19 protein-coding genes are annotated in these 20,233 nt (G+C 70.3%); 14 read left to right on the top strand and 5 right to left on the bottom strand.

Going from position 1 to position 20,233, the window contains the following annotated elements; translation table 11 throughout:
* Positions 1-117: 117 nt before the first annotated feature.
* Together B082_RS0125010 and B082_RS0125005 are read right to left on the bottom strand one after the other, a co-directional pair.
* Positions 118-363 carry a DUF5988 family protein gene (locus B082_RS0125010; protein ID WP_018554534.1) on the bottom strand — a complete coding sequence of 82 codons (246 nt, stop codon included), beginning with the start codon at positions 361-363 and terminating at the stop codon, positions 118-120.
* A 58-nt stretch (positions 364-421) separates the two neighbouring features.
* Positions 422-1,807, bottom strand: a complete 1,386-nt coding sequence (locus B082_RS0125005) for an NDP-hexose 2,3-dehydratase family protein (RefSeq protein ID WP_018554533.1) — start codon at positions 1,805-1,807, stop codon at positions 422-424.
* 372 nt (positions 1,808-2,179) lie between these two features.
* Between B082_RS0125005 and B082_RS0125000 the strand changes: the two genes are divergently transcribed.
* From B082_RS0125000 to B082_RS0124955, 10 genes are all read left to right on the top strand, one after another.
* The gene (locus B082_RS0125000) at positions 2,180-3,187 is read left to right on the top strand and encodes an ATP-binding cassette domain-containing protein (protein WP_018554532.1); all 1,008 of its coding nucleotides are present in this window, start codon (positions 2,180-2,182) and stop codon (positions 3,185-3,187) included.
* Positions 3,184-3,990: an ABC transporter permease gene (locus B082_RS0124995; protein ID WP_018554531.1), complete on the top strand. Its 807-nt coding sequence runs from the start codon at positions 3,184-3,186 to the stop codon at positions 3,988-3,990. Before B082_RS0125000 ends, B082_RS0124995 begins: the two co-directional genes overlap by 4 nt.
* A 33-nt stretch (positions 3,991-4,023) precedes the next feature.
* Positions 4,024-5,238: an aminotransferase class I/II-fold pyridoxal phosphate-dependent enzyme gene (locus tag B082_RS0124990; RefSeq protein ID WP_018554530.1), complete on the top strand. Its 1,215-nt coding sequence runs from the start codon at positions 4,024-4,026 to the stop codon at positions 5,236-5,238.
* A gap of 62 nt (positions 5,239-5,300) precedes the next feature.
* A complete protein-coding gene (locus B082_RS0124985) occupies positions 5,301-5,744 on the top strand; it encodes a sugar 3,4-ketoisomerase (protein ID WP_018554529.1) in 444 nt (147 codons plus the stop codon).
* Positions 5,741-6,853 (top strand): aminotransferase class I/II-fold pyridoxal phosphate-dependent enzyme, encoded by a 1,113-nt coding sequence (locus B082_RS0124980; RefSeq protein WP_018554528.1) that lies wholly within the window; start codon positions 5,741-5,743, stop codon positions 6,851-6,853. The genes B082_RS0124985 and B082_RS0124980 overlap by 4 nt, the downstream gene beginning before the upstream one ends.
* Positions 6,850-8,163, top strand: a complete 1,314-nt coding sequence (locus B082_RS0124975) for a macrolide family glycosyltransferase (RefSeq protein ID WP_018554527.1) — start codon at positions 6,850-6,852, stop codon at positions 8,161-8,163. The genes B082_RS0124980 and B082_RS0124975 overlap by 4 nt, the downstream gene beginning before the upstream one ends.
* Positions 8,160-9,098: a glucose-1-phosphate thymidylyltransferase RfbA gene (gene rfbA, locus B082_RS0124970; RefSeq protein ID WP_018554526.1), complete on the top strand. Its 939-nt coding sequence runs from the start codon at positions 8,160-8,162 to the stop codon at positions 9,096-9,098. The genes B082_RS0124975 and rfbA overlap by 4 nt, the downstream gene beginning before the upstream one ends.
* Positions 9,095-10,312 carry a macrolide family glycosyltransferase gene (locus tag B082_RS0124965; protein WP_018554525.1) on the top strand — a complete coding sequence of 406 codons (1,218 nt, stop codon included), beginning with the start codon at positions 9,095-9,097 and terminating at the stop codon, positions 10,310-10,312. Before rfbA ends, B082_RS0124965 begins: the two co-directional genes overlap by 4 nt.
* Positions 10,309-11,541 (top strand): macrolide family glycosyltransferase, encoded by a 1,233-nt coding sequence (locus tag B082_RS0124960; protein WP_018554524.1) that lies wholly within the window; start codon positions 10,309-10,311, stop codon positions 11,539-11,541. The genes B082_RS0124965 and B082_RS0124960 overlap by 4 nt, the downstream gene beginning before the upstream one ends.
* Positions 11,538-12,782, top strand: coding sequence for a cytochrome P450 (locus B082_RS0124955; protein ID WP_018554523.1), 1,245 nt, complete (start codon positions 11,538-11,540; stop codon positions 12,780-12,782). Before B082_RS0124960 ends, B082_RS0124955 begins: the two co-directional genes overlap by 4 nt.
* Positions 12,783-12,819: 37 nt before the next feature.
* Here the strand turns inward: B082_RS0124955 and B082_RS0124950 are convergent, their stop codons facing one another.
* Positions 12,820-13,368 (bottom strand): YciI family protein, encoded by a 549-nt coding sequence (locus B082_RS0124950; protein ID WP_018554522.1) that lies wholly within the window; start codon positions 13,366-13,368, stop codon positions 12,820-12,822.
* A 184-nt stretch (positions 13,369-13,552) separates the two neighbouring features.
* Here B082_RS0124950 and B082_RS0124945 point away from each other — a divergent pair, with 184 nt between their 5' ends.
* Together B082_RS0124945 and B082_RS0124940 are read left to right on the top strand one after the other, a co-directional pair.
* Positions 13,553-14,977: an ATP-binding protein gene (locus tag B082_RS0124945; RefSeq protein WP_018554521.1), complete on the top strand. Its 1,425-nt coding sequence runs from the start codon at positions 13,553-13,555 to the stop codon at positions 14,975-14,977.
* A gap of 90 nt (positions 14,978-15,067) precedes the next feature.
* Entirely contained in the window at positions 15,068-15,730 is a 663-nt protein-coding gene (locus B082_RS0124940; protein WP_018554520.1) for an HAD family hydrolase, read from the top strand.
* On the opposite strand, the gene B082_RS0124935 is transcribed toward B082_RS0124940, so the two are convergent.
* Positions 15,711-16,934, bottom strand: coding sequence for a helix-turn-helix domain-containing protein (locus tag B082_RS0124935; protein ID WP_026250173.1), 1,224 nt, complete (start codon positions 16,932-16,934; stop codon positions 15,711-15,713). The two genes, B082_RS0124940 and B082_RS0124935, sit on opposite strands and share 20 nt — an antisense overlap.
* Before the next feature lie 969 nt (positions 16,935-17,903).
* Here B082_RS0124935 and B082_RS0124930 point away from each other — a divergent pair.
* Together B082_RS0124930 and B082_RS0124925 are read left to right on the top strand one after the other, a co-directional pair.
* Positions 17,904-18,365 carry a glycine-rich domain-containing protein gene (locus tag B082_RS0124930; RefSeq protein WP_037710878.1) on the top strand — a complete coding sequence of 154 codons (462 nt, stop codon included), beginning with the start codon at positions 17,904-17,906 and terminating at the stop codon, positions 18,363-18,365.
* Between the two features lie 161 nt (positions 18,366-18,526).
* Positions 18,527-19,204, top strand: a complete 678-nt coding sequence (locus B082_RS0124925) for a class I SAM-dependent methyltransferase (protein ID WP_018554517.1) — start codon at positions 18,527-18,529, stop codon at positions 19,202-19,204.
* A 51-nt stretch (positions 19,205-19,255) separates the two neighbouring features.
* Here the strand turns inward: B082_RS0124925 and B082_RS0124920 are convergent, their stop codons facing one another.
* Positions 19,256-19,795, bottom strand: coding sequence for an NUDIX hydrolase (locus B082_RS0124920; protein ID WP_018554516.1), 540 nt, complete (start codon positions 19,793-19,795; stop codon positions 19,256-19,258).
* Between the last annotated feature and the right edge of the window lie 438 nt (positions 19,796-20,233).

The raw sequence follows: 20,233 nt of genomic DNA, 5'->3' as shown, positions 1-20,233 counted from the left end.
CGTCCGGACCGCGTGGCCTGATGCACGTCGTGCTCCTCCATTCGCCGCTCACGTGCCCAGCCCGCCGGAGAACGGGAAGATCTCCGAGACGGAGGCCATGGGGCGCGCTGATCCCGCCTATTCCGCGATCTTGGTGAACCCGGTCCAGCGGAAGGTCCTCGACGGCCGGCCGTTGCCGCCCGCCTCGTCGGAGGGCTCGAAGTGCTGGTATCCGCCGTAGTACTTGATCTTGATCTTCTGCTGGGCCCGGTCCGCGTCGATGTGCAGCGTCCGCTGCGCCTGCGGGAGGTCGGCCGGCCCGCCGACCAGTTCGACGCGGACCTTTCGCTCGTTGTCGGTGCGCTGCTCGATGCTTCCGCTCATGGGATGCCCCTTCTCTCTGCCGGATGTGTGACGGTGCGTTGTCAGGTGCCGGATGGGATCAGTCCGCGCAGGCGTGCAGGCAGGCGATGAGGCTGCGGGCCTGCACATTGAGGTAGTGCCGGTGCTGGAGCAGCCAGGTGATCTGGGGCCGCGTCATCCAGCGGAATCCGGGCGGTTCCTCGTCGAAGTGGTCGTCGCCCACCTCGATGATCATGTAGCGGCTGCGGGAGTGGTGGAAGCGGCCGCCCTCCTCCGACATCTCGGCGTCGTACAGCACGCGGTCGGTACTCAGGCGGCGCTCGATGTCGAGCAACTGCTCGTGGACGGCTCCCCCCAGCCGCGCGTGGTTCTCGGGGGTGCCCTGCACGGTGGGTGCGAGTTCGATGGCGTCGATGTAGCCGGGTTCGATACGGGCCCGCAGCAGCACGTGGAGCACGCCGCCGAACCGTTTGACCAGCAGGGCGGCGATGCCGACGCCGTGCGGTTCGAACAGCGGCTGGGTCCAGCCGCCCACCTCCCGGCTGTTGGCGACGACGTCCACGGCGGTGACGCTGAAGAAGAGTCCGCTCTCGTGCGAGATCGACCAGTCCGACTGCCGCCAGCCCGGCAGGTCCCGCAGGCCGACGACGGTGGAGTCCACGTCGTGGACGGCCTGGTTGGAGGTGATCCAGCTGAGGATCTCGGTCTCGGTGTGCAGACCGCCCCGCTCGCCGTCGTCCCCGAATCCGGGCAGGCAGGACAGGACCGTACGGGTGTCCATGTTCACCCGGTGGTCGATGCGCAGCTGCTCCTGCACCTGGCCCAGGGTCAGCCAGCAGAAGTCCTCGCCGGCCTCGACCTCGGGCCCCACCTCGATGACCATGTTGCGGTTGCGTTTGCGGTAGAACCAGGCGCCGTGCTCGGACTGGAGGACGTCGGCGACCACGCTGCGCGGTTCGGCCTCGGCGAAGTGCTTCACATAGGGCACGAGCCGCCCCTGGTGCACTCCGGTGTAGTTGCTCTTGGTGGCCTGCACGGTGGGCGACAGCTGCACCCCGTTGGGGTTGCCCGGCTCCGCCTTCGCCTGCATCAGCAGGTGCAGCACCCCGTCGATCTCACGTACGGCGATGCCGAGCAGCCCGATCTCCCGCTGCACGATGATCGGCTGGGACCACTCCTTCACGGGTCCCTCGTCGACCTCCACCTTCAGGCCCGCCACCGTGAAGAAGCGGCCGGTGTCGTGCACCAGATGGCCGCTGTTCTCGGCGAACGACCAGTTCCGCAGCCGCGAGAACGGAATCCGGTTGACCTCGTGCACCTGCGCGGCGCAGCGCTCGGCGAACCACTTCTCGAACTGCTCCGGGCTGGTGGCCACGCCTCCGGTGGCACGCGCCGACTCCGCGAGCCGCGTGCTCAGGGTCGAGTCCGCATGACGCAGGACGTCGGTTCCGATGGTCCGCGGCATAGTGTCTCCCCGGTTCGTCTGTCAGTGAGGCGCTCCTGTTCCGGTCGGGTGACCGGGTCCGGCCCATGGCGTCGCGTACCAGGTGAACACGGCGGCGGGAACTGACCCAGGGGGGCCGGACCGGTCTAGGTGTTCACTCAGATCCCCGCCGATGAGCTGCCGCGAGCGCGATCCGCCGACTTCCCTAGAGACCGACGGCCGACGGGACATGGGTTCCCGTCCTCCCCGGATGCCGGCCGTGCGCATGGATACGCCGGGCTACCGGAAGGCCGGCCCGAGCCTCGCAGCCGACCGCCGACCGGCTGCCCCGTCCTTCCCGAAGTCTGGAGAACCCATGAAGCACACGGCACCGCCGAGAAGCGCGGCCGGCCGATGACGTACGCCATCGAAACCGAGGGCCTCGTCAAACGGTTCGGCAAGGTCAACGCGCTCAGCGGCCTCGACCTCACGGCGCGCCGGGGCACCGTGCTCGGCGTCCTCGGCCCGAACGGGGCGGGGAAGACGACGGCGGTGCGCATCCTGGCCTCGCTGATGCCGCCGGACGGGGGCATCGCCCGGGTCTGCGGGTACGACGTCGCGCGCAACCCTCACGAGGTCCGCCGGATCATCGGCCTCACCGGCCAGTACGCGGCCATCGACGAGCACCTCACCGGGGCGCAGAACATCTCCCTGGTGGCGCGGCTCCTGGGCTTCAAGCGCGCCGCGGCCAGGCGCCGGACCTCGGAGCTGCTGGAGCGGTTCGGACTGACCCATGCCGGTGACCGCAAGGCGCAGACGTACTCCGGCGGTATGCGCCGCCGGCTCGACCTCGCGGTCAGCCTGGTCGGTGAGCCCTCGGTGCTGTACCTGGACGAGCCGACCACGGGACTGGACCCGGAGAGCCGCTACGAGCTGTGGGACATCGTGCGCAAGCTCGTCACCAACGGCTCGACGGTCCTGCTGACCACGCAGTACCTGGACGAGGCCGACCGGCTCGCCGACGACATCGTGGTGATCGACGGAGGCGTGGCCATCGCCACCGGCACCCCCGCGGAGCTGAAGGCGAAGACGGAACGGCAGACGCTGGAGATCCAGCTCGCCCCGGGCGGCGACGTCGAGACCACCCGGCGGATCATCGAGGAACTCAGCGGGAACCGGCCCGTCACGGACGGCACCCAGCTGCGCACCCAGGTCAATGACACGGCCCTGCCGAGCGCGGTCCTGCGCCGCCTGGACGAGTCGGGCATCGAGGTCGTCGAGCTGGCGCTGCGCCGGCCCAGCCTGGACGAGGTGTTCCTGTCGCTGACGGGCAGCCGGGGCAAGGACGACCACGACGTCCTGGCGGACCGGCCGGCCGGCGAGCCGGTGCTCGCGGGCCGGGCGGAAGGGGCCGGCTCATGACGGCGCTCGCCCCGCTTCTCCCCGTGAAACACCGGCTCGGCCCGGTGACGACGGTCCGGCACTGCCTGACCCTGGGCGGACGCAATCTGCTGCACCTCAAGTCGAACCCGGGCGAGATCATCGGCTTCGCCGTCGTGCAGCCGCTGATGGTGATCGCGCTCCTGGTGTACGTCTTCGGCGGGGCGATCGCCGGGGACACCGCGACGTATCTCCAGTACGCCCTGCCGGGGCTGATCGTGCAGTCGTCGGTCACCTCCGTGCTCGCCACCGGCACCGGACTGCACCAGGACATCAGCAACGGCCTGTTCGACCGGCTGCGCAGCCTGCCCATCGCCCGGATCGCGCCCCTGATCGGCCATCTGATCGGCACCCTGGTACGGGTCATGGCCGGGCTGCTCATGCTGCTCGTCGTCGGCGCGGCGCAGGGCTTCGAGATGCGCACGGGGTTCGGGTCCACGCTGGGCGGGCTGCTGCTGATCGCGCTGTTCGCCACGGGGATGGCGTGGGTCTCGATGCTGGTCGGCCTCGCCGCCAAGTCCGCCACCACGGTGCACATGCTCACCGGCATGCTGGCGATCCCGCTCACCTTCTGCAGCAACGTGTTCGTCAAGACGGACACCATGCCCGGCTGGCTGCGGACCTGGGCGGACATCAATCCGATCTCGCAGGAGGCGACGGCGCTGCGCGCGCTGACCTCCGGCGGGCCGGTGGGCAACTCGGTCTGGTGGACGCTGGCGTGGACCGTGGTGTTGACGGCCGTCTTCGCCCCCCTGGCCATCCAGGCGTACCGAAGACGGGTCTGACATGGTCCCGCGCTCCCGGAGGGGGACATTCGGATGAAGCACAGCACACAGGATCTGGCACTTTTCGGCGGCGGACCCGCCTTCCTGGAGGACCGGCGAGTGGGCCGGCCCAACCAGGGCGACCGCCGGCTCTTCCTCGACCGCATGAACCAGGTCCTGGACAACGAGTGGCTGTCCAACATGGGCCCGCTCATGCACGAGTTCGAGGCGCGGGTCGCAAAGCTCGCGGGCGTGCGGCACTGCGTCTCGCTGTGCAACGCGACCGTGGCCCTGCAGATGCTGGTCGGGGACCGGGCGACCGGCGGCGAGCCCGGGGACGAGGTCATCGTCCCGGCGCTGACCTTCCCGGCCACCGCACACGCCGTGCGGTGGCGTGGTCTGCGGCCGGTGGTCTGCGACGTCGACCCGGTGACCGGCCTGATCGACCCGGACCGGGTCGAGGCGCTGATCACGCCCCGGACCCGGGCGATCATCGGCGTCCATCTGTGGGGACAGGCCTGCGACGTACGGCGGCTGGAGAAGATCGCCGACACGAACGGGCTGCGGCTGTACTTCGACGCGGCCCCCGCACTGGGCTGCACCCACGAGGACACCCCGATCGGGGGCTTCGGAGACGCGGAGGTGTTCAGTTTCCACGCCACGAAGATCGTCAACTCCTTCGAGGGCGGTGCGATCGTCACCGACGACGACGCGCTGGCCGCCCGTATGCGGGCCGTACGCAACTTCGGCTTCGGGGCCGGCGGCAGGGTCGAGGAGGTGGGCACCAACGGCAAGCTGAACGAGGCCGCCGCCGCGATGGGCCTCACCTCGCTCGACGCGCTGGGGTCCACCGTCGCGCACAACCGCGCCAACTACGACACCTACCGGGCCGCGCTCGCCGCGGTCCCGGGGGTGCTGCCGCTGGAGTACGACGCGCGGCACCGCAACACCCACCACTACATGATGGTCACCGTGGACGAGGAGGCCGCCGGCCTGCACCGGGACGTGCTGCTCGACGTGCTGCGCGCGGAGAACATCGTCGCCCAGCCCTACTTCCCGGAAGCCATGCACCAACTTCAGCCGTACGCCGACGAGTCGACCGTGCCGCTCCCCCACGCCGAGGCCCTGTGCGAGCAACTGCTCGCACTGCCCACCGGCCCGGGGGTCAGCGCCGACGACATCGGGATCATCAGCGATGTCGTACGGGCCGCCGTCGCACACGGGCCCGAGGTGACCGCTCGACGGCGTACCGAAACCACCGCGCAGTAGCGGACCCGGACCCGGCACAGCCGTGCCCAGCGCACGCCGGACAGGAACGAGGAGTGGCTGCCATGGCAGCGAGCACCACCGAGACGCCCGTCGGCAGGGTCAAGCCCAGCCGGCTCATCGATCTCGAACAGCACAAGGACGAACGCGGCTGCATCTCGGTCGCCGAGTCGGAGTGGACGGCCGGATTCCCGATCCGGCGTGTCTACTACCTCCACGACCTGACGGGCGGAACGTCCCGGGGCGGGCACGCGCACCGCGAGCTGGAGCAGCTCTTCATCGCCGCCCACGGCGGCTTCACCATCCGCGTCGACGACGGCCACCAGCAGACCTCGTACCGCCTGGACACCCCCGGGACCGCCCTGTACGTCGGGCCGATGGTGTGGCGGGACCTCAGTGACTTCACCCCGGGCGGGGTCTGCCTCGTCCTGGCGTCGCACCACTACGACGAGGCGGACTACTACCGCGAGTACGAGGAGTTCCTGCGAGACAGCCGGAGGCAGGCGTGACCAAGGTTCCCTTCTTCGACCTGCGGGACATGCACGCGGCCACCGGCACCCAGGAGGAGATCGACGCGGCCGTGCTGCGGGTGTCGCGCTCCGGCCGCTACATCCTGGGCCGCGAGCTGGAAGCCTTCGAGGCGGCCTACGCCGCGTACTGCGAGAACACCCACTGCGTCGCGACCGGCAGCGGCCTGGCCGCCCTCGAACTGGCGCTCAGGGCGCTCGGGGTCGGTCCGGGCGACGAGGTGATCGTGCCCGCCCACACCTTCATCGGGACCTGGCTCGCCGTCTCGTCCACCGGGGCGCGCCCGGTGCCCGTGGAACCGGGCGAGGGGTCGTTCCAGATCGACACGGACCTGCTGGAGGCGGCCCGCACTCCGCGCACCCGGGCCGTGATGCCGGTGCACCTGTACGGGCATCCGGTCGACCTGGACGCGGTGGAGCGCTTCGCCGAACGGCACGGCCTCGCCGTGCTGGAGGACGCGGCCCAGGCACACGGCGCCCGCCACCGGGGCCGCCGCATCGGCAGCCGGCACGTCGCGGCCTTCAGCTTCTACCCCGGCAAGAACCTGGGCGCCCTGGGCGACGGCGGCGCCGTCGTCACCGATGACCCCGAGCTGGCCGACCGGATCCGGCTGCTGCGCAACTACGGCTCCCGCGAGAAGTACGTGCACCAGGAGAAGGGCGCCAACTCCCGGCTCGACGAGATCCAGGCCGCGGTACTCGCCACGAAACTCCCCCACCTGGACGCGTGGAACGAGCGGCGCCGCACGATCGCCCGCCGCTACACGGAGGCGCTCGCGGACCTGGACGGGCTCACCACCCCCGAGGAGGCGGAGTGGGCCGAGCCGGTCTGGCACCAGTACGTGCTGCGCACCCCGCGCCGGGAGTTCCTGCGCGAGCGGCTGGAGGAGGCGGGCGTGGGGACGCTGATCCACTATCCGGTGGCCGTCCACCACACGCCCGCCTACGCCGGACAGGGCCTCGAACCCGCCGCCGGCCTGCCGAGGACCGAGCGGCTGGCCGACGAGGTGCTGAGCCTGCCCATCGGCCCCCAGCTGCCGGACCACGCGATCGACCTGGTCGTGGACGCCGTGCGGAGCGCGCTCCTGTGAACGCGCTGCCGGCCCAGGACGGCCCCGCGCACCGGCAGCCACCCGGCCCGCGCGGACACGTCGGTGTCTGCACCTTCCCCGCGTACGCGCACATCGCACCGGCCGTGCCCATGATGGCCGAGCTGGTGCGCCGCGGGCACCGGGTCACCTGCTTCGTCACGGAGCGCTTCACCGAGCTGGTCCGGGGCAGCGGCGCGGAGGCCGTCGTCTACCCGTCGCGCTTCCCGTGGGCGAACGGGCCGACCGGTTCGGCCCTGGAGAACATCCTCGCCTTCTTCGAGGAGGCGCTCGCCCCGCTGGAGACGGCGGTGACCCGCTTCGACGGCGACCGGCCCGACGTCATCGCCCATGACCTCGCCGCCTCCGAAGGGGCCAGGCTGCTGGCCCGCGCCTGGGACGTGCCGGTGCTCCAGCTGTGCCCGACCATCGCGTCCGGCCCCGGCTTCTCGATGTCCGAGCGGCAGAACCAGGAGGTGACGGGACCGCCCCCAAAACCCATCGACCCGGCCGACCCGGCGATCGGCGCGTTCGTGGAGCGCAGGGGCCGGCTGCTCGACGCACACCGCATCGACGGCTCCCCGCTCGACGGCTTCGGCGCGGAGCACGGCGACAACATCGTCTTCCTGCCGAAGGAGTTCCAGCCGGCCGCGGAGACCTTCGACGACCGGTTCTCGTTCATCGGGCCCTGTCTCGCCGATCCGTCCGACGACACCACCCCGGACCCCGGCGGCTGGCAACCACCCGAGGGCCGCAAGGTCGTGCTGCTCTCCCTGGGCAGCTCCTACACCCCCGACCAGGCCGCCTTCCTGCGCTTCTGCGTCGAGGCGCTGGCCGACTCGCCGTGGCATCTCGTGGTGACCCTCGGCCACCGCGTCACCGCCGATGAGCTGGGACCGCTGCCCGCCCATGTGGAGACCCACCAGTGGCTCCGGCACCCCGAAGTCCTCCGGCACGCCGCCGCGTTCATCACGCACGCCGGCATGGGCAGCGTCATGGAGTCGCTCGCCCACGGGGTCCCGATGGTCCTCGTGCCGTACCACATCGACCAGCGGGTCATCGCCCGCCAGGCCGCCGGCCTCGACCTGGGGCGCGTCCTCATGCGGGAGTCGGCCGACCCGGCCGCGCTGCGTGCGGCGGTCGAGGAGGTCGCCACCGCCCCCCGTATCGCGGCCGCCGTGGCCGCGATGCGCCGGCACGTGCACGAGGCGGGAGGCGCCTCGCGCGGAGCCGATGTGGTCGAACGCCTGATGCGCCGTCCCGGACGTCCACGCACCCACCACGCGCCACCTAAGGAAGTGACTCACCCATGAAGGGCATCATCCTCGCCGGGGGCGCCGGAACGCGCCTGCACCCCGTGACCCTCGCCGTCTCCAAGCAGCTGCTCCCGGTCTACGACAAGCCCATGATCTACTACCCGCTGTCCGTGCTCATGCTCGCGGACGTCCGGGACATCCTCATCATCTCGACGGCCGAGGACCAGCCGCTCTTCCAGCGCCTGCTCGGTGACGGGTCCGAGCTGGGCCTCAGGCTCAGCTACGCCGTGCAGCACGAGCCGAACGGCCTGCCCGAGGCGTTCGTCATCGGCGCGGACTTCATCGGCGACGACTCGGTCGCGCTGATCCTCGGCGACAACATCTTCTACGGGCCCGGCATGTCCGACTGCCTCCGCGACAGCCGCCGCGACCTGGACGGCTGCGTCCTGTTCGGCTACCACGTCTCCGACCCCGAGCGCTACGGCGTGGGCGAGGTCGACGCGCGGGGCCGGCTGATCAGCATCGAGGAGAAGCCGGTGCGCCCGCGCACCGACCGGGCCATCACCGGCCTGTACTTCTTCGACAACCACGTCGTGGACATCGCCAAGAACCTCGTGCCGTCGGCGCGCGGCGAACTGGAGATCACCGACGTCATCCGCCACTACCAGCGGGACGGCAAGGCCAACGTGGTCGACCTCGGCCGGGGCTTCGCCTGGCTGGACACCGGAACCCACGACTCGCTCATGGACGCGGGCCAGTACGTCCAGGTGCTGGAGCGCCGCCAGGGCGTGCGCATCGCCTGCATCGAGGAGATCGCCCTGCGGCGCGGCTTCATCGACGCCGAGGCCTGCTACCGGCGCGGCTCGCGGCTGACCAAGTCCGGCTACGGCGAGTACGTCATGGACACCGCCAGGAAGCACATGGAGACGCGGCTCACGAGTCCGGTGGACACCTCCTCGGAGAAGCTGCGGGAAATGGTGGGCCTCCGGTGAGCGGCCGGCACATCGCCTTCTTCAACTACGCGGCCCACGGCCATGTGAACCCCACGCTGCCGGTCGTCGCCGAACTGGTGCGCCGCGGCAACCGGGTGACGTACGTGGTCGCCGACCAGTTCGCCGGCGTGGTCGCCGCGACCGGCGCCGAGGTGATCCCGTACGAGTCGGTCGTACCGAAGTCGTGGAACACCGTCGCCATCCCGGCGAAGATCACCGGCAACGACATGGCCGAGGCCGCGGAGAAGCACCTCACCGAGGCGTTCGCGCCGCTCGCCGAAGCGGAGAAGCGGCTCGGCGACGACCGCCCGGACGTGATGGTCTACGACGGCTTCGGCTACGCCACCGGCCGGCTGCTGGCCCGCAAGTGGCAGCTGCCCACCGTGATGACCGCGACCACGTTCGTCGTCAGCGAGACCTGCAACCCGTACGCCGAGCTCGCCGCCACCATGTCCGCGCCCGACCCCGGCCACCCGGCCCTGGCCCGGACCCAGGAGCTGCTGCGCACCACGCTGGACGCGCACGGGCTCGGTGGGCTGTCGAACGAGGAGTTCACCGGCGCCGCCGAGGAGCGGATCGTCGTCTTCGTGGCGCCCGAGTTCCAGCCGGGCACCGAGACGTTCGACGAGCGGCACGTCTTCGCCGGACCGTGCATCGGCGACCGCGCCCTGCAAGGGACCTGGCAGCGGCCCGGCGACGGGCGCCCGGTGGTGCTCGTCGCGCTGGGCAGCTTCGGGTACGAGAACCAGGCGGCCTTCTACCGCGACGCGCTCGCCGCGCTCGCCGACCTGCCCTGGCACGTCGTCATGTCGCTGGGTGGCCTGGTCACACCGGACGACCTCGGGCCGCTCCCGCCGAACGTCGAGGCCGCCCCCTGGGTGCCCCAGCTCTCGGTCCTTAAGCACGCCTCGGCCTTCGTCTCGCACGCCGGCATGGGCAGCACCATGGAGGCCCTGTCCTTCGGCGTCCCGCCGGTCGTGGTGCCCCGTACCGGCGAACAGGACCTGGTGGCCGCACGGGTGGCAGAACTGGGCCTGGGCCGGTCCATCGCCCCCGACGCACTCGACGCGCAGACCCTGCGCGCCGCCGTACTGGACCTCTCCGAGGACCGGGCGGCCCAGGGACGGGTACGGGAGCTGTCCGCGAGCATCGCCGCCCGGCGGGGCCCGGAACTGGCCGCCGACACGATCGAGTCCCGGGCGGCCGCGTCATGACCGAGCCGTCCCGTCACTTCGCCTTCCTGCCCTACCCGGCGTACGGGCACATGGTCCCGGCGCTTCCGGTGGTCGCCGAACTCGTGGCCCGCGGCCACCGGGTGACCTGCTTCACCACCGAGGAGTTCCAGGACCGGGTCCGCGCCACGGGAGCGGAGGCCCGCCTGTACGACCCGCCGCTGTCCTCCGACCCGCCGCCGGACGTCATCGACGCCGACGAGTGCGCGCGCGCCCCGCTGAAGCTGCTGGACGCGAGCACGGCCGTGCTCCCGTCGATCGAGGCCTGCTTCGCGGACGGCCCGCCGGACGTCGTCGCCTACGACACCACGCTGTGGCTGACCGGACGGCTGCTGGCCGCCCGCTGGGGGCGGCCCAGCGTGCAGCTCTCGCCGACGTTCATCTCGAACGAGCACTTCAACCTCTCCGAGCAGCACCAGGAGTTCGCCGGGCGGATCGACCCGGCGCACCCGGCGATCGTCGCCTTCGCGGACCGGCTCAAGGACATCGTGACCGGCAGCGGCCTGCGCGAGGACCAGCAGGCCGAACTGTTCAACGGGCACGAGGAGTTCACGGTCGCGTTCGTGCCGAAGGAGTTCCAGTTCGCGGGCGACACCTTCGACGGGCACCATGTGTTCGTCGGCCCGACGACACAGCCGCCGGCCCCAGCGGACGACGGCACGGCCTGGCAGCCGCCCGCGGACGGGCGGCCGGTGCTGCTCGTCTCGCTCGGCACCACCGTGAACAACCACCCCGGCTTCTTCCGCGACTGCGTCGAGGCCTTCGCCGACCAGCCCTGGCACCTGGTGCTCGCGCTCGGCAAACGCGTCTCCCCCGAGGAGCTGGGCCCGCTGCCGCCCCATGTGGAGGCGCACCCCTGGGTCCCGCTGGCCGAGGTCCTGCCGCACACCTCGGTCCTGCTGTGCCAGGCGGGCATGGGCAGCGTCCAGGAGGGGCTGCGGGCCGGCGTGCCCATGGTCGTCGTACCCCACCACCCGGAACAGCACGTCAACGCGCGGCGGCTGACCGAACTGGGCCTGGCCCGTGCGGTGCGGCGCGAGGACGCCTCCGTACAGGCCCTGCGCGACGCCGTACTCGACGTCGCGGACGACGCCCCCCTGCGGGAGCGCGTACGGCGAATGCGGCACCACGTCCGGTCGGCGGGCGGCGCGACCCGGGCCGCCGACGCGATCGAACAGCGACTGCACGCACTGTCCCTGGAGACGACATGACCCAGCTCCCGGACGCCGGCCCCGCGCCCGTGGCGCACCCGCCGGTCACCCTGCCCTCGGCGCGGACCTGCCCCTTCGACCCGCCCCCCGAGTACGCGGAGCTGCGCGAGACCTGCCCGGTCGCCCCGCTCGCACTGACCGTGGGTCCGGGCGACGGCGCCGGCTGGCTGGTCACCGGGCTCGCCGATGTGCGGGCCGTCCTGAGCGACCGCCGCTTCAGCCACCGCAACGAGCTGATCGCCCTGCCGATCCCGCCGCCCTTCCCGATGACCGACTACGACCCGCCGCCCGCCGCCCCCGGCGCGTTCATCAAGATGGACCAGCCCGACCACTCCCGCTACCGGCGGCTGCTGACCCGCCGGTTCACCATGCGGGGCGTGGCCGCGCTGACCCCGATGATCACCCGCCTCACGGAGGAGTACCTCGACGCCATGGCCGGCGCCGACGGGCCGGTCGACCTGGTGAGCACCTTCGCGGAACCGCTCACGGTCCGGGTGATGTGCGAGATGCTCGGCGTGCCCGAGCCACTGCGCGAACCGCTGGCCGGCCACCTGGCGGTGCTGTCCCGGATGCACTACACGGTCGAGGAGCTGATCGAAGCCTGCACGGTCATCGCCGAAGCCCTCCAGGAACTGGTCGCGGCCAAGCGCGCCGACCCCGGCACGGACCTGCTCGGCGAGCTCGCCGCCGACGACGGGCTCACCGACGAGGAGGTCGTCAACATCGCCTGGGCCCTGCTCGGCGGCGGCTTCGACACCACGGCCAACATGCTGGCCCTCGGCACGTTCGCCCTGCTGGCCCACCCCGACCAGCTCGCCCTCCTGCGCGCCCGCCCCGAACTGGCCGACAACGCGGTGGAACAGCTCCTGCGCTACCTCACGATCTCCCACCTGGGGGCGAGCCGAGCCGCCCTGGAGGACGTCGAGCTGAACGGCACCCGTATCAAGGCGGGCGACACGGTCGTCCTCGCCCTCTCCGCCGCCAACCGCGACCCCGGACACTTCGACGCCCCGGACCGCCTGGACATCACGGCCGAAGCCCAGGGCCACGTGGCCTTCGGCCACGGCGAGCACCAGTGCATAGGCCAGAACCTGGCCCGCGCCACCCTGCGCACAGCCCTGCCCATGCTCTTCGACCGCTTCCCGGCCCTGCGCCTGGCCACCCCCGCCGAGGAGGTCCCGCTCCGCTCGGACATGCTCCACTACGGGGTGCACGAGCTGCTGGTGGATACGGGGGCGTGAGCCGCGGCCGACGCGGCCTCACCCCGGGGGCCCTGGTTCAGCGGCGTCCGCCGAATTCCCAGGCGTGGACCTCGATGTCCGCGTACCGGTCCTGGGTCAGGATGCCGCGTGCCGCGTCCGGGTCCGGGGCCCGGACCAGCGCGGCCGTGCCGAGCCAGGTGTCACCGTCGTCGGCCAGCAGTGGCCCGTACGCGATCAGTTCGTCCCGGCCGGGCGGCAGGTCGAGGTCGGCTGCCGGGCCCTCGCCGAGGCCGAGGACCAGGTACTGGCTGCCACTGCTGCGGTCACCGGGAAAGTCCCACATGGTGCGCCCCAGCAGGTTGCGCCACCGGCGCAGCAGCACGTCCCGGTACGCTCCGGCCTGGTAGTTGGGTTCGTCGAAGGCGAACGCGCGGGCAGCGGCGGCGTCGGGCAGATCGACGATGTGGACGCTTCCGGTGAGCGTCTCACCATCGTGGGTGAACGTCGGGCCGCGGGCGCTCAGTTCCTCCACGTACCGGTCCATGTAGGACCAGTGCTCCTCCACCAGCTCCTCGCGCAACGCGAGGGAGCCCGGCCGGTCTCGGTGGTAACAGAAGTACTCCATGGCCACAGACCCTTCCTCACACCGCCCCGGGTCTCAAGTCCCATCCTCGGCCGCCACCGGACTCCGCCATCGGACCGCCCCAAACACAGACGTCACTCTACGTGAGGCATGTTACTTCCATTCATGAGAGTATCATGAATGGAAGTAACATGAACGAACGCCTGGATCATGGAGATGGACTGCCGTGAACGGATTCATCGGACGCCGCACCGAGCTCAGACTTCTGGACGATCTGTTGCGGCCAGTGAAGACGGGCGGGCGCAGCGGACGCCCGGGGCGGGCCGTCCTGATCCGCGGGCGCCGCCGGGTGGGCAAGTCCCGCTTGGTGGAGGAGTTCCTGGAGCAGACGGGCCTGCCGCATGTGTTCTTCACTGCCGTCGGCGGCTCCCGTGAGGAGGATCTGGCGGGTTTCGCCGCCGAGGTGGCCTCTTCCCGACTTCCCGACGTGGCGCGGTTCAGGGACTTCGCCGCCCCGCTGACCTGGGACGCCGCGCTGACCATGCTCGCCTCCGCGCTGCCCACCGACTCCCCCAGCGTGGTGGTCCTTGACGAGATGCCCTACCTCGTACGTGAGGACCCGAGCTTCGAGGGCGCGCTGCAGAAGGCATTCGACCGGACGCTGTCGAAACTGCCCGTTCTGCTCGTCCTCATCGGCTCCGACATCGCCATGATGGAACAGCTCAACACCTACGGGCGGCCCTTCTACCAGCGGGGGACCGAAATGGTCGTGCCGCCGCTGAATCCGGCCGAGGTCGCCTCGATGCTCGATCTGCCGCCCGCCGACGCCTTCGACGCCTATCTGGTGTCCGGCGGGCTCCCGCTCATCCTGGAGGAGTGGCCGCAGGGCGCCGGGCTGTGGGAGTACCTCGAACAGGCTCTGCGCAGTCCGACCTCCGCCCTCCTGGTCAGCGGCGAACGGTCCCTGGCGGCCGAGTTCCCCGTCGAGGCGCAAGCCCGCACCGTCCTGGGCGCCATCGGCCACGGCGAGCGCACTTTCACCCTGATCGGCAGAGCTGCCGGCGGTCTCAACCCCAGCTCGCTGTCCCGCTCACTGGAGCTTCTCACCTCGCGTCGCATGGTCGCCGCGGAGCTTCCCCTCTCCACCAAACCCAGCCGGGAGACCCGCTATCGCATCGATGACCCCTACCTGCGCTTCTGGCTCTCCTTCATCGGTCCGGGCATCCCCGCGATCGAACGCGGCCGGGGCGACCGCGTCCTCGACACCATCCGTGCCGGCTGGACGTCCTGGCGGGGCCGGGCCATCGAGCCCGTCATCCGCGAAGCTCTGTGGCGACTCGGCCCCGACGACGGGCAACTACCCGAGGGCACGAATGTGATCGGCGGCTACTGGACCCGCACCAACGACCCGGAGATCGACCTCGTCGGCGCCGACCGCGCCCCCATCGCCAAGAAGATCACCCTCGTGGGTTCGATCAAGTGGCTGGAGAACAAGCCTTTCGACAACCGCGACCTCGCCCGCCTCATCACCCACCGCTCCCAGCTCCCCGGCGCCGACGACACCACCCCCCTGCTCGCCGTCACCCGCAACGGCTGCACCGCCGACACCCCCACCCTCACGCCGGAGGACCTCCACGGCGCCTGGAGCTGAGTCCGTGGCAGGCCGCGCTACTGCACGTCGGCCGGAGCGGTACAAAGTGGTCACCGCAGGTGCCAACACGGCTTGCGTAGGATTCGGCGCATGATTCGCGCAGTCGTATTCGACGTCGGTGAGTGCCTGGTGGACGAGACCCGCGAGTACGGAACCTGGGCCGACTGGCTCGGCGTCCCGCGGCACACCTTCGCCGCCATGTTCGGGGCCGTCATCGCCCAAGGCCGCGACTACCGAGATGTCTTCCAGGAGTTTCAGCCCGGCTTCGACCTGTACGCCGAACGGGAGCGCCGCGCTGAGGCCGGCAAGCCGGAGCACTTCGGGGAAGAAGACCTGTACCCAGATGTCCGAGACGCCCTGCACGCCATGCGGGCCGACGGCCTGTGGCTCGGCATCGCGGGCAACCAGACTGTCCGCGCCGGCGCCATCCTTCGCCAGCTGTTCTCCGAGGACGTCGACCTGATCGGGACTTCCGACGACTGGGGCGCGAGCAAGCCCGACCCGGCCTTCTTCCGCCGCGTGGCCGAGGTAGTGCCCGCCGACCCCGGGGAAACCCTCTACGTCGGAGATCGCGTGGACAACGACCTGCGCCCCGGAGCAGCTGCCGGGATGCTCACCGCGCTGGTGCGCCGTGGCCCCTGGGCGACGATCCAGTGGAACACCGACGAAGCCCTCACTCTCCCCACCTTCCGTGTGGAAACCCTCCTCGAACTCTCGCCGAAGATCGCGGAGTTCAACGCGCGAGGGCGCTGACCGTCGTCGACCACCCGTACAACCGGTCATCGAGGTCACGCACGCATTGCTCGTGCTGATGAGGGGTCAGCGCGCGCCGCACTTCCCGCACCCGGTCCATGCCCGTCGCGTACCAGGTTGCCTCTAGCTGATCGAGGGCGCGGCGGGCGTGCTCGCAGGCACCGTCGGGGTTCCCCGTCGCCGCCTCGACCGCTGCCAGGTCCCCGTGGACCACGCTGCGCTGCTTGCCCTCGGCGGCCGGCAACTCTTCGAGAACCCTGAGGAGAGTTGTCCGGGCCTGCGGCAGGTGCCCGGCCTTCAATTGAGTGTTCCCCTTGAAGGCGCCCAGGCGCACCGGACTGAACCAGTCCAGCCAGTCAGGCGATGCGTGTCCGGTGCCTGCATCGAGCACGTCCTCGGCGTGGCCAATCAGGTGGAGAGCCGTCCTGATGTTCCCACACCGGGTTTCGCACTCGGCCTCGACCGCGTCCAGCCATGCCAGCAGTCCCGCCGACGGCGCGCCGCGGCGGGCGTAGGTCCGGGCGGCAACCATTCGCTCTGCTGCATCATCCCGGCGGCCAGCCCAAGCGGGGATGAAAGCCATGTGGGCAAGGACAGCGGAACCGAGCAGCGGATCGTCGGCCTCGCCCGCTGCCTGGAGGGCGCGGAGAAGCGTGTTGCTCGCGTGGTCCGGTTCGCACAGGTCGAAGAACTCGATCCGGCCTGCCAGCAGCCAGGTCTCCGCGAGTGCGGCGGCCACCCTACGCCGCGTTTGCCCAGCTGTCTCCGGGAGAAGGGCACATCCGAGGGTGGCATGCGCGATCGCGGCTGGGCGAAGGGTTGCCGGGGCGACGGACCAGTACAGGCGTCGATGCGACCGGGTCACGGCCTCGAAGTCGGGTGCGACGGACGCGGGTTGCATGGTGGCGGTCGCCTGCACAGGAACGGTGGCAAGGCCGACCGTGCCCCCTGTCAGGCCGCGACGCCTCGCATCTCGGCGGTCGCGCCCGTCCGGAGGACTGAACCCCAGCGCATTGAGGTCCTGGCCAAGGGTCCGCGTGAGGGCTTCGCCGAGCTCGGGGTGTGGCCATGGCGGATTCTCCGACTCCCACCGGCGTACCTGCCGAACACCGACACCAAGCGCTGCTGCGAGGGCTTGCTGTGAGTGATAACCGGCAGCGAGGCGAGCGGACTTCAGACGGACGTTGCTGGGCTTCGGTGGCACGGTGGTCCTCCCTCATGGCAATGCCGCCAGTCTCGCACCAGGCCCTCTCGCTAGCCACCCGCGCCCCGGAAGGATGCATGAAAGTCCTCTTTCATGCCGAGAAGAGTCCTCTGAAAGCCCTCGAAATGAGAAGGCACGCAAGCCAACCTAAGTGGACGATCACAGCTACGGGAGGCTCAGGTGCCGTCCACGCCCACCATCAAGCACTGTCGGCTGGAAGGCGCGGGCGAGGCGTGGGACGCCGTCCGCGTGCCTCGCAGCGTTGGCAATGACGCGGTCTCCATCCTCGGAAGCCTCGTTGGTGCCGCTCTTCAGGACCCGCACGAGGGGTGCATGTATTTCTTCATCGCCCCCCGGGTCGGCGGCCAGGTGGGAGCCCCCCGATGTGCCCGGTGCCCGAATCCTCGGGCCTGGCGCTCACGTCGTGTTCCCGCCGCCGAGACGAACCTCTGGGCCTGGCCCGTATTGGCGGGTCTGCCCGGCAGACGACAGGCTCCTCACTGATACAGCGGCGCTTCGGGCCGCTCTGGAGGATGCAGCGACTCCACGGACGCCCCTTATCCCGTAACAAAGACCAGACCCAAGGAGTGCATCATGACGGCGTGTGCACACTGCGAGCGGCTGCGCTCGGAAGAGACGGCAGCTTCGCGGGTCGGTGACTACTCTCGCGCGACGGACTGCCGCGTATTGCTCCGCAGACACCCTCACCGCAGCGGCGCAGCCGCGCCGGAGCAGACCAGCCCCGTGCTGGCACGCCAGTGAGGCCGCTCCGTCCCGGCTGCGCGCTCGCGCGTGCAGCCGGGACGGCAGGACCGACAACTCGGCACGGCCCCCGCTCGCATCTCGTCGGCGGGCCCTCGTAGCTCCCGCGTCACCCAGGTATCCGGCCTGGGGCGAGCGGGTGGCCAGGCCGCCATCCTGCGGCCGGGCAGGTAGAGCCACGCAACCCGACTACATCGGAGGGCACCCATGGCAACACCATTAATCGAAAGGGATCGGGAGACGTACACCGTCACTCGCGACCCGAGGACCTTCGTCTCCCCGGAGGTGTGGGACCGTGAGGTCACTCTGCTCATGCGCGACTACCCGTTCGACAAGGTCATGGCGGAGCGTCTGTTCGCCGGCGCCGTCTCGTACCTCATCACGGCCATGGAGAAATTCGGCCAGGGCCTGGAGATGTGCTGCGGGCGGATCGTGGACATCGCGGTCCACGTGTTCATCCTCGACACCCGCAACTACCGGGAGTTCTGCGAGACGAACTTCGGTGGCAGGTTCCTGGAGCACATCCCGGAGATCGAGTTCAAGCACGACGGCTCCGTGGAGCGCACCGCTCACATCATCGCTGACAACGGTTTCCCCGTGGACTGGCCGCTGTGGGAAGCCGACTTCGCGAAGTGCGGGCCGTGCCACCCCGGGGCGAGCTGCCACTGACGCCGCAGGGCTGGGCTGATCCCTTGTGCCCGGGACCGCTTCACGCGGACCCGGGCACTCTTCATGCCTATATGTGATGGTTTTTGACTTTCACATACGTCCCGGGGGTGCCGTCGGTAGCGTGGCGCCACTGGAGTTCGTCTCTCCCCCGGAGGATTCACATGTCCAGCGCCGGCCCCATGACCGCAGCCGAGTACTGGGACAAGTACAAGCCTCACAGAGGCGAGGGAGCCGAGCGGCGCCCGGTGGCGGACCGCTTCGACTGGACCGGCATCCCCGGCTCCGGGCCCGGGGCAGAGGTCCTGGGCGAGCCGAAGACCGCGCTCGACCTGGGGCCGGCCGAGGGCGAGAACGCGGCCTTCCTGACCCGGGCCGGCGTCGAAGTCATCGGCGTGGACTTCTCGCCCGTTCAGGTCCGCCGCGCCCGCGAGTTCTGGAGCGACGTCCCCGGGCTGGAGTTCGTCCACGCGGAGGCCTGCGCCTTCCTCGACGGTGATCTGCGGTGGTGGGATGCCATTTACTCGACATGGGGCGCGGTCTGGTTCACCGATCCAGACGCCCTCGCCCCGCGCGTCCTACGCCGCCTGTCCCCGGGCGGCGTCTTCGCCTTCTCGCACCGGGAGCCGATCACCGGCCAGTTCGGGGCGCAGCAGATGGGCGGGAAGTGGCTGGAAGGCCGCGAGAAGGAGTTGACGGTGTACCGGTGGCAGTACAGCGCGGAGCAGTGGGCCGGTGTGCTCAAGCTCCACGGCTTCGTGGACATCCGGTCGGAGGTGCTGCCCCACCCGGACGCCGGCTCCCTGGGGACGCTCCTGGTCCGAGCGTGCGCGCCTCGATGATCCTCGTGCCGTCGGCGCGGCGAGGTCGAAGCGAGGCCCTCGACTGACCTCTTACGAGCTGCTTGTCGCCTCGTCCAGGAGTAGATACAGCAGACCGACCAGGCTGCCACTGCTGACGATCTCCCGGCGGTCGATCATGCCCCGGATCTCCGCGATCGGAATCCACTCGATTCGGTCGGACTCGTTCAACTCGGTCGGCGGGCCCGCATACGAGGCGGTCTCGGCACGAAAGACGAAGTGCTCGGAATCCGTGATGCCGTTCGCCGGTTGCGCGTACACGAGCGGCTTGACGCCCTTCACCCGCCAGCCGGTCTCCTCCTCGACCTCACGGGCAGCCGCCTGTTCCGGAGTCTCGTCGGCTTCGATGAGGCCCATCGGAAGCTCCCAGCCCCAGGTGTCGGTGATGAACCGGTGCCGCCACATCATCAGCACGCGCTTCTGGTCGTCGACCACGGCCGCTACGGCCAGGTGCCGCATCCGGACCACATGGTGTTCCCACCGCCGGCCGTCAGGCTGCTGGACGTCCACGAGCCAGAGGTTCACCCATGGGTTGTCGTAGATCTGCCGCTCGCCATGGACGGTCCACTGCATGAGCCCAACTCCCTTGTTCAGTGAAGTATCCATCATGTCACTTTGACGAGAATCCGACCGTCAAGTTGGGGACGAAAACCTCGGGGCTCAAGCTCCGAGCCCCGAGCGCTCTTTGAGTGGAATGGGCGGATGGGCCTGCACCCACCCGCCCACCCTCGTGACCCGCAAGGGTTGACTTTCCGCGTTCGAGTTGCGACGCCAGGTAGCCGCGCTCTAGCTTCAGCGAGGACACAGACACCAAGACGGCCCCTGCCGGTGAGGAAACACCGACAAGGGCCTGACCACCTCGATCGAAAGCAATGGAGTACCGATCAGATGGCTGCCAGCCAGTTTAGTGCTGAACCCGCGCCCGACCACCCGATGGCCAACCCCGGTTACGGCAAGCGCTCCGCGCCGGACCAGCGCCCCCGCACCGGCGCCGACTTCACCCACCTCATC

This window comes from Streptomyces sp. ATexAB-D23 (genome assembly GCF_000373645.1).
Taxonomy (GTDB): Bacteria; Actinomycetota; Actinomycetes; order Streptomycetales; family Streptomycetaceae; genus Streptomyces; species Streptomyces castrisilvae.
This window is presented reverse-complemented; position numbering and strand designations above follow the sequence as displayed.

What these genes read in the sequence shown, in the direction of transcription:
- B082_RS0125010 (WP_018554534.1), bottom strand. Translation starts at nt 363, where the DNA reads ATGAGCGGAAGCATCGAGCAGCGCACCGACAACGAGCGAAAGGTCCGC.
- B082_RS0125005 (WP_018554533.1), bottom strand. Translation starts at nt 1,807, where the DNA reads ATGCCGCGGACCATCGGAACCGACGTCCTGCGTCATGCGGACTCGACC.
- B082_RS0125000 (WP_018554532.1), top strand. Translation starts at nt 2,180, where the DNA reads ATGACGTACGCCATCGAAACCGAGGGCCTCGTCAAACGGTTCGGCAAG.
- B082_RS0124995 (WP_018554531.1), top strand. Translation starts at nt 3,184, where the DNA reads ATGACGGCGCTCGCCCCGCTTCTCCCCGTGAAACACCGGCTCGGCCCG.
- B082_RS0124990 (WP_018554530.1), top strand. Translation starts at nt 4,024, where the DNA reads ATGAAGCACAGCACACAGGATCTGGCACTTTTCGGCGGCGGACCCGCC.
- B082_RS0124985 (WP_018554529.1), top strand. Translation starts at nt 5,301, where the DNA reads ATGGCAGCGAGCACCACCGAGACGCCCGTCGGCAGGGTCAAGCCCAGC.
- rfbA (WP_018554526.1), top strand. Translation starts at nt 8,160, where the DNA reads ATGAAGGGCATCATCCTCGCCGGGGGCGCCGGAACGCGCCTGCACCCC.
- B082_RS0124960 (WP_018554524.1), top strand. Translation starts at nt 10,309, where the DNA reads ATGACCGAGCCGTCCCGTCACTTCGCCTTCCTGCCCTACCCGGCGTAC.
- B082_RS0124955 (WP_018554523.1), top strand. Translation starts at nt 11,538, where the DNA reads ATGACCCAGCTCCCGGACGCCGGCCCCGCGCCCGTGGCGCACCCGCCG.
- B082_RS0124950 (WP_018554522.1), bottom strand. Translation starts at nt 13,368, where the DNA reads ATGGAGTACTTCTGTTACCACCGAGACCGGCCGGGCTCCCTCGCGTTG.
- B082_RS0124940 (WP_018554520.1), top strand. Translation starts at nt 15,068, where the DNA reads ATGATTCGCGCAGTCGTATTCGACGTCGGTGAGTGCCTGGTGGACGAG.
- B082_RS0124930 (WP_037710878.1), top strand. Translation starts at nt 17,904, where the DNA reads ATGGCAACACCATTAATCGAAAGGGATCGGGAGACGTACACCGTCACT.
- B082_RS0124925 (WP_018554517.1), top strand. Translation starts at nt 18,527, where the DNA reads ATGTCCAGCGCCGGCCCCATGACCGCAGCCGAGTACTGGGACAAGTAC.
- B082_RS0124920 (WP_018554516.1), bottom strand. Translation starts at nt 19,795, where the DNA reads ATGCAGTGGACCGTCCATGGCGAGCGGCAGATCTACGACAACCCATGG.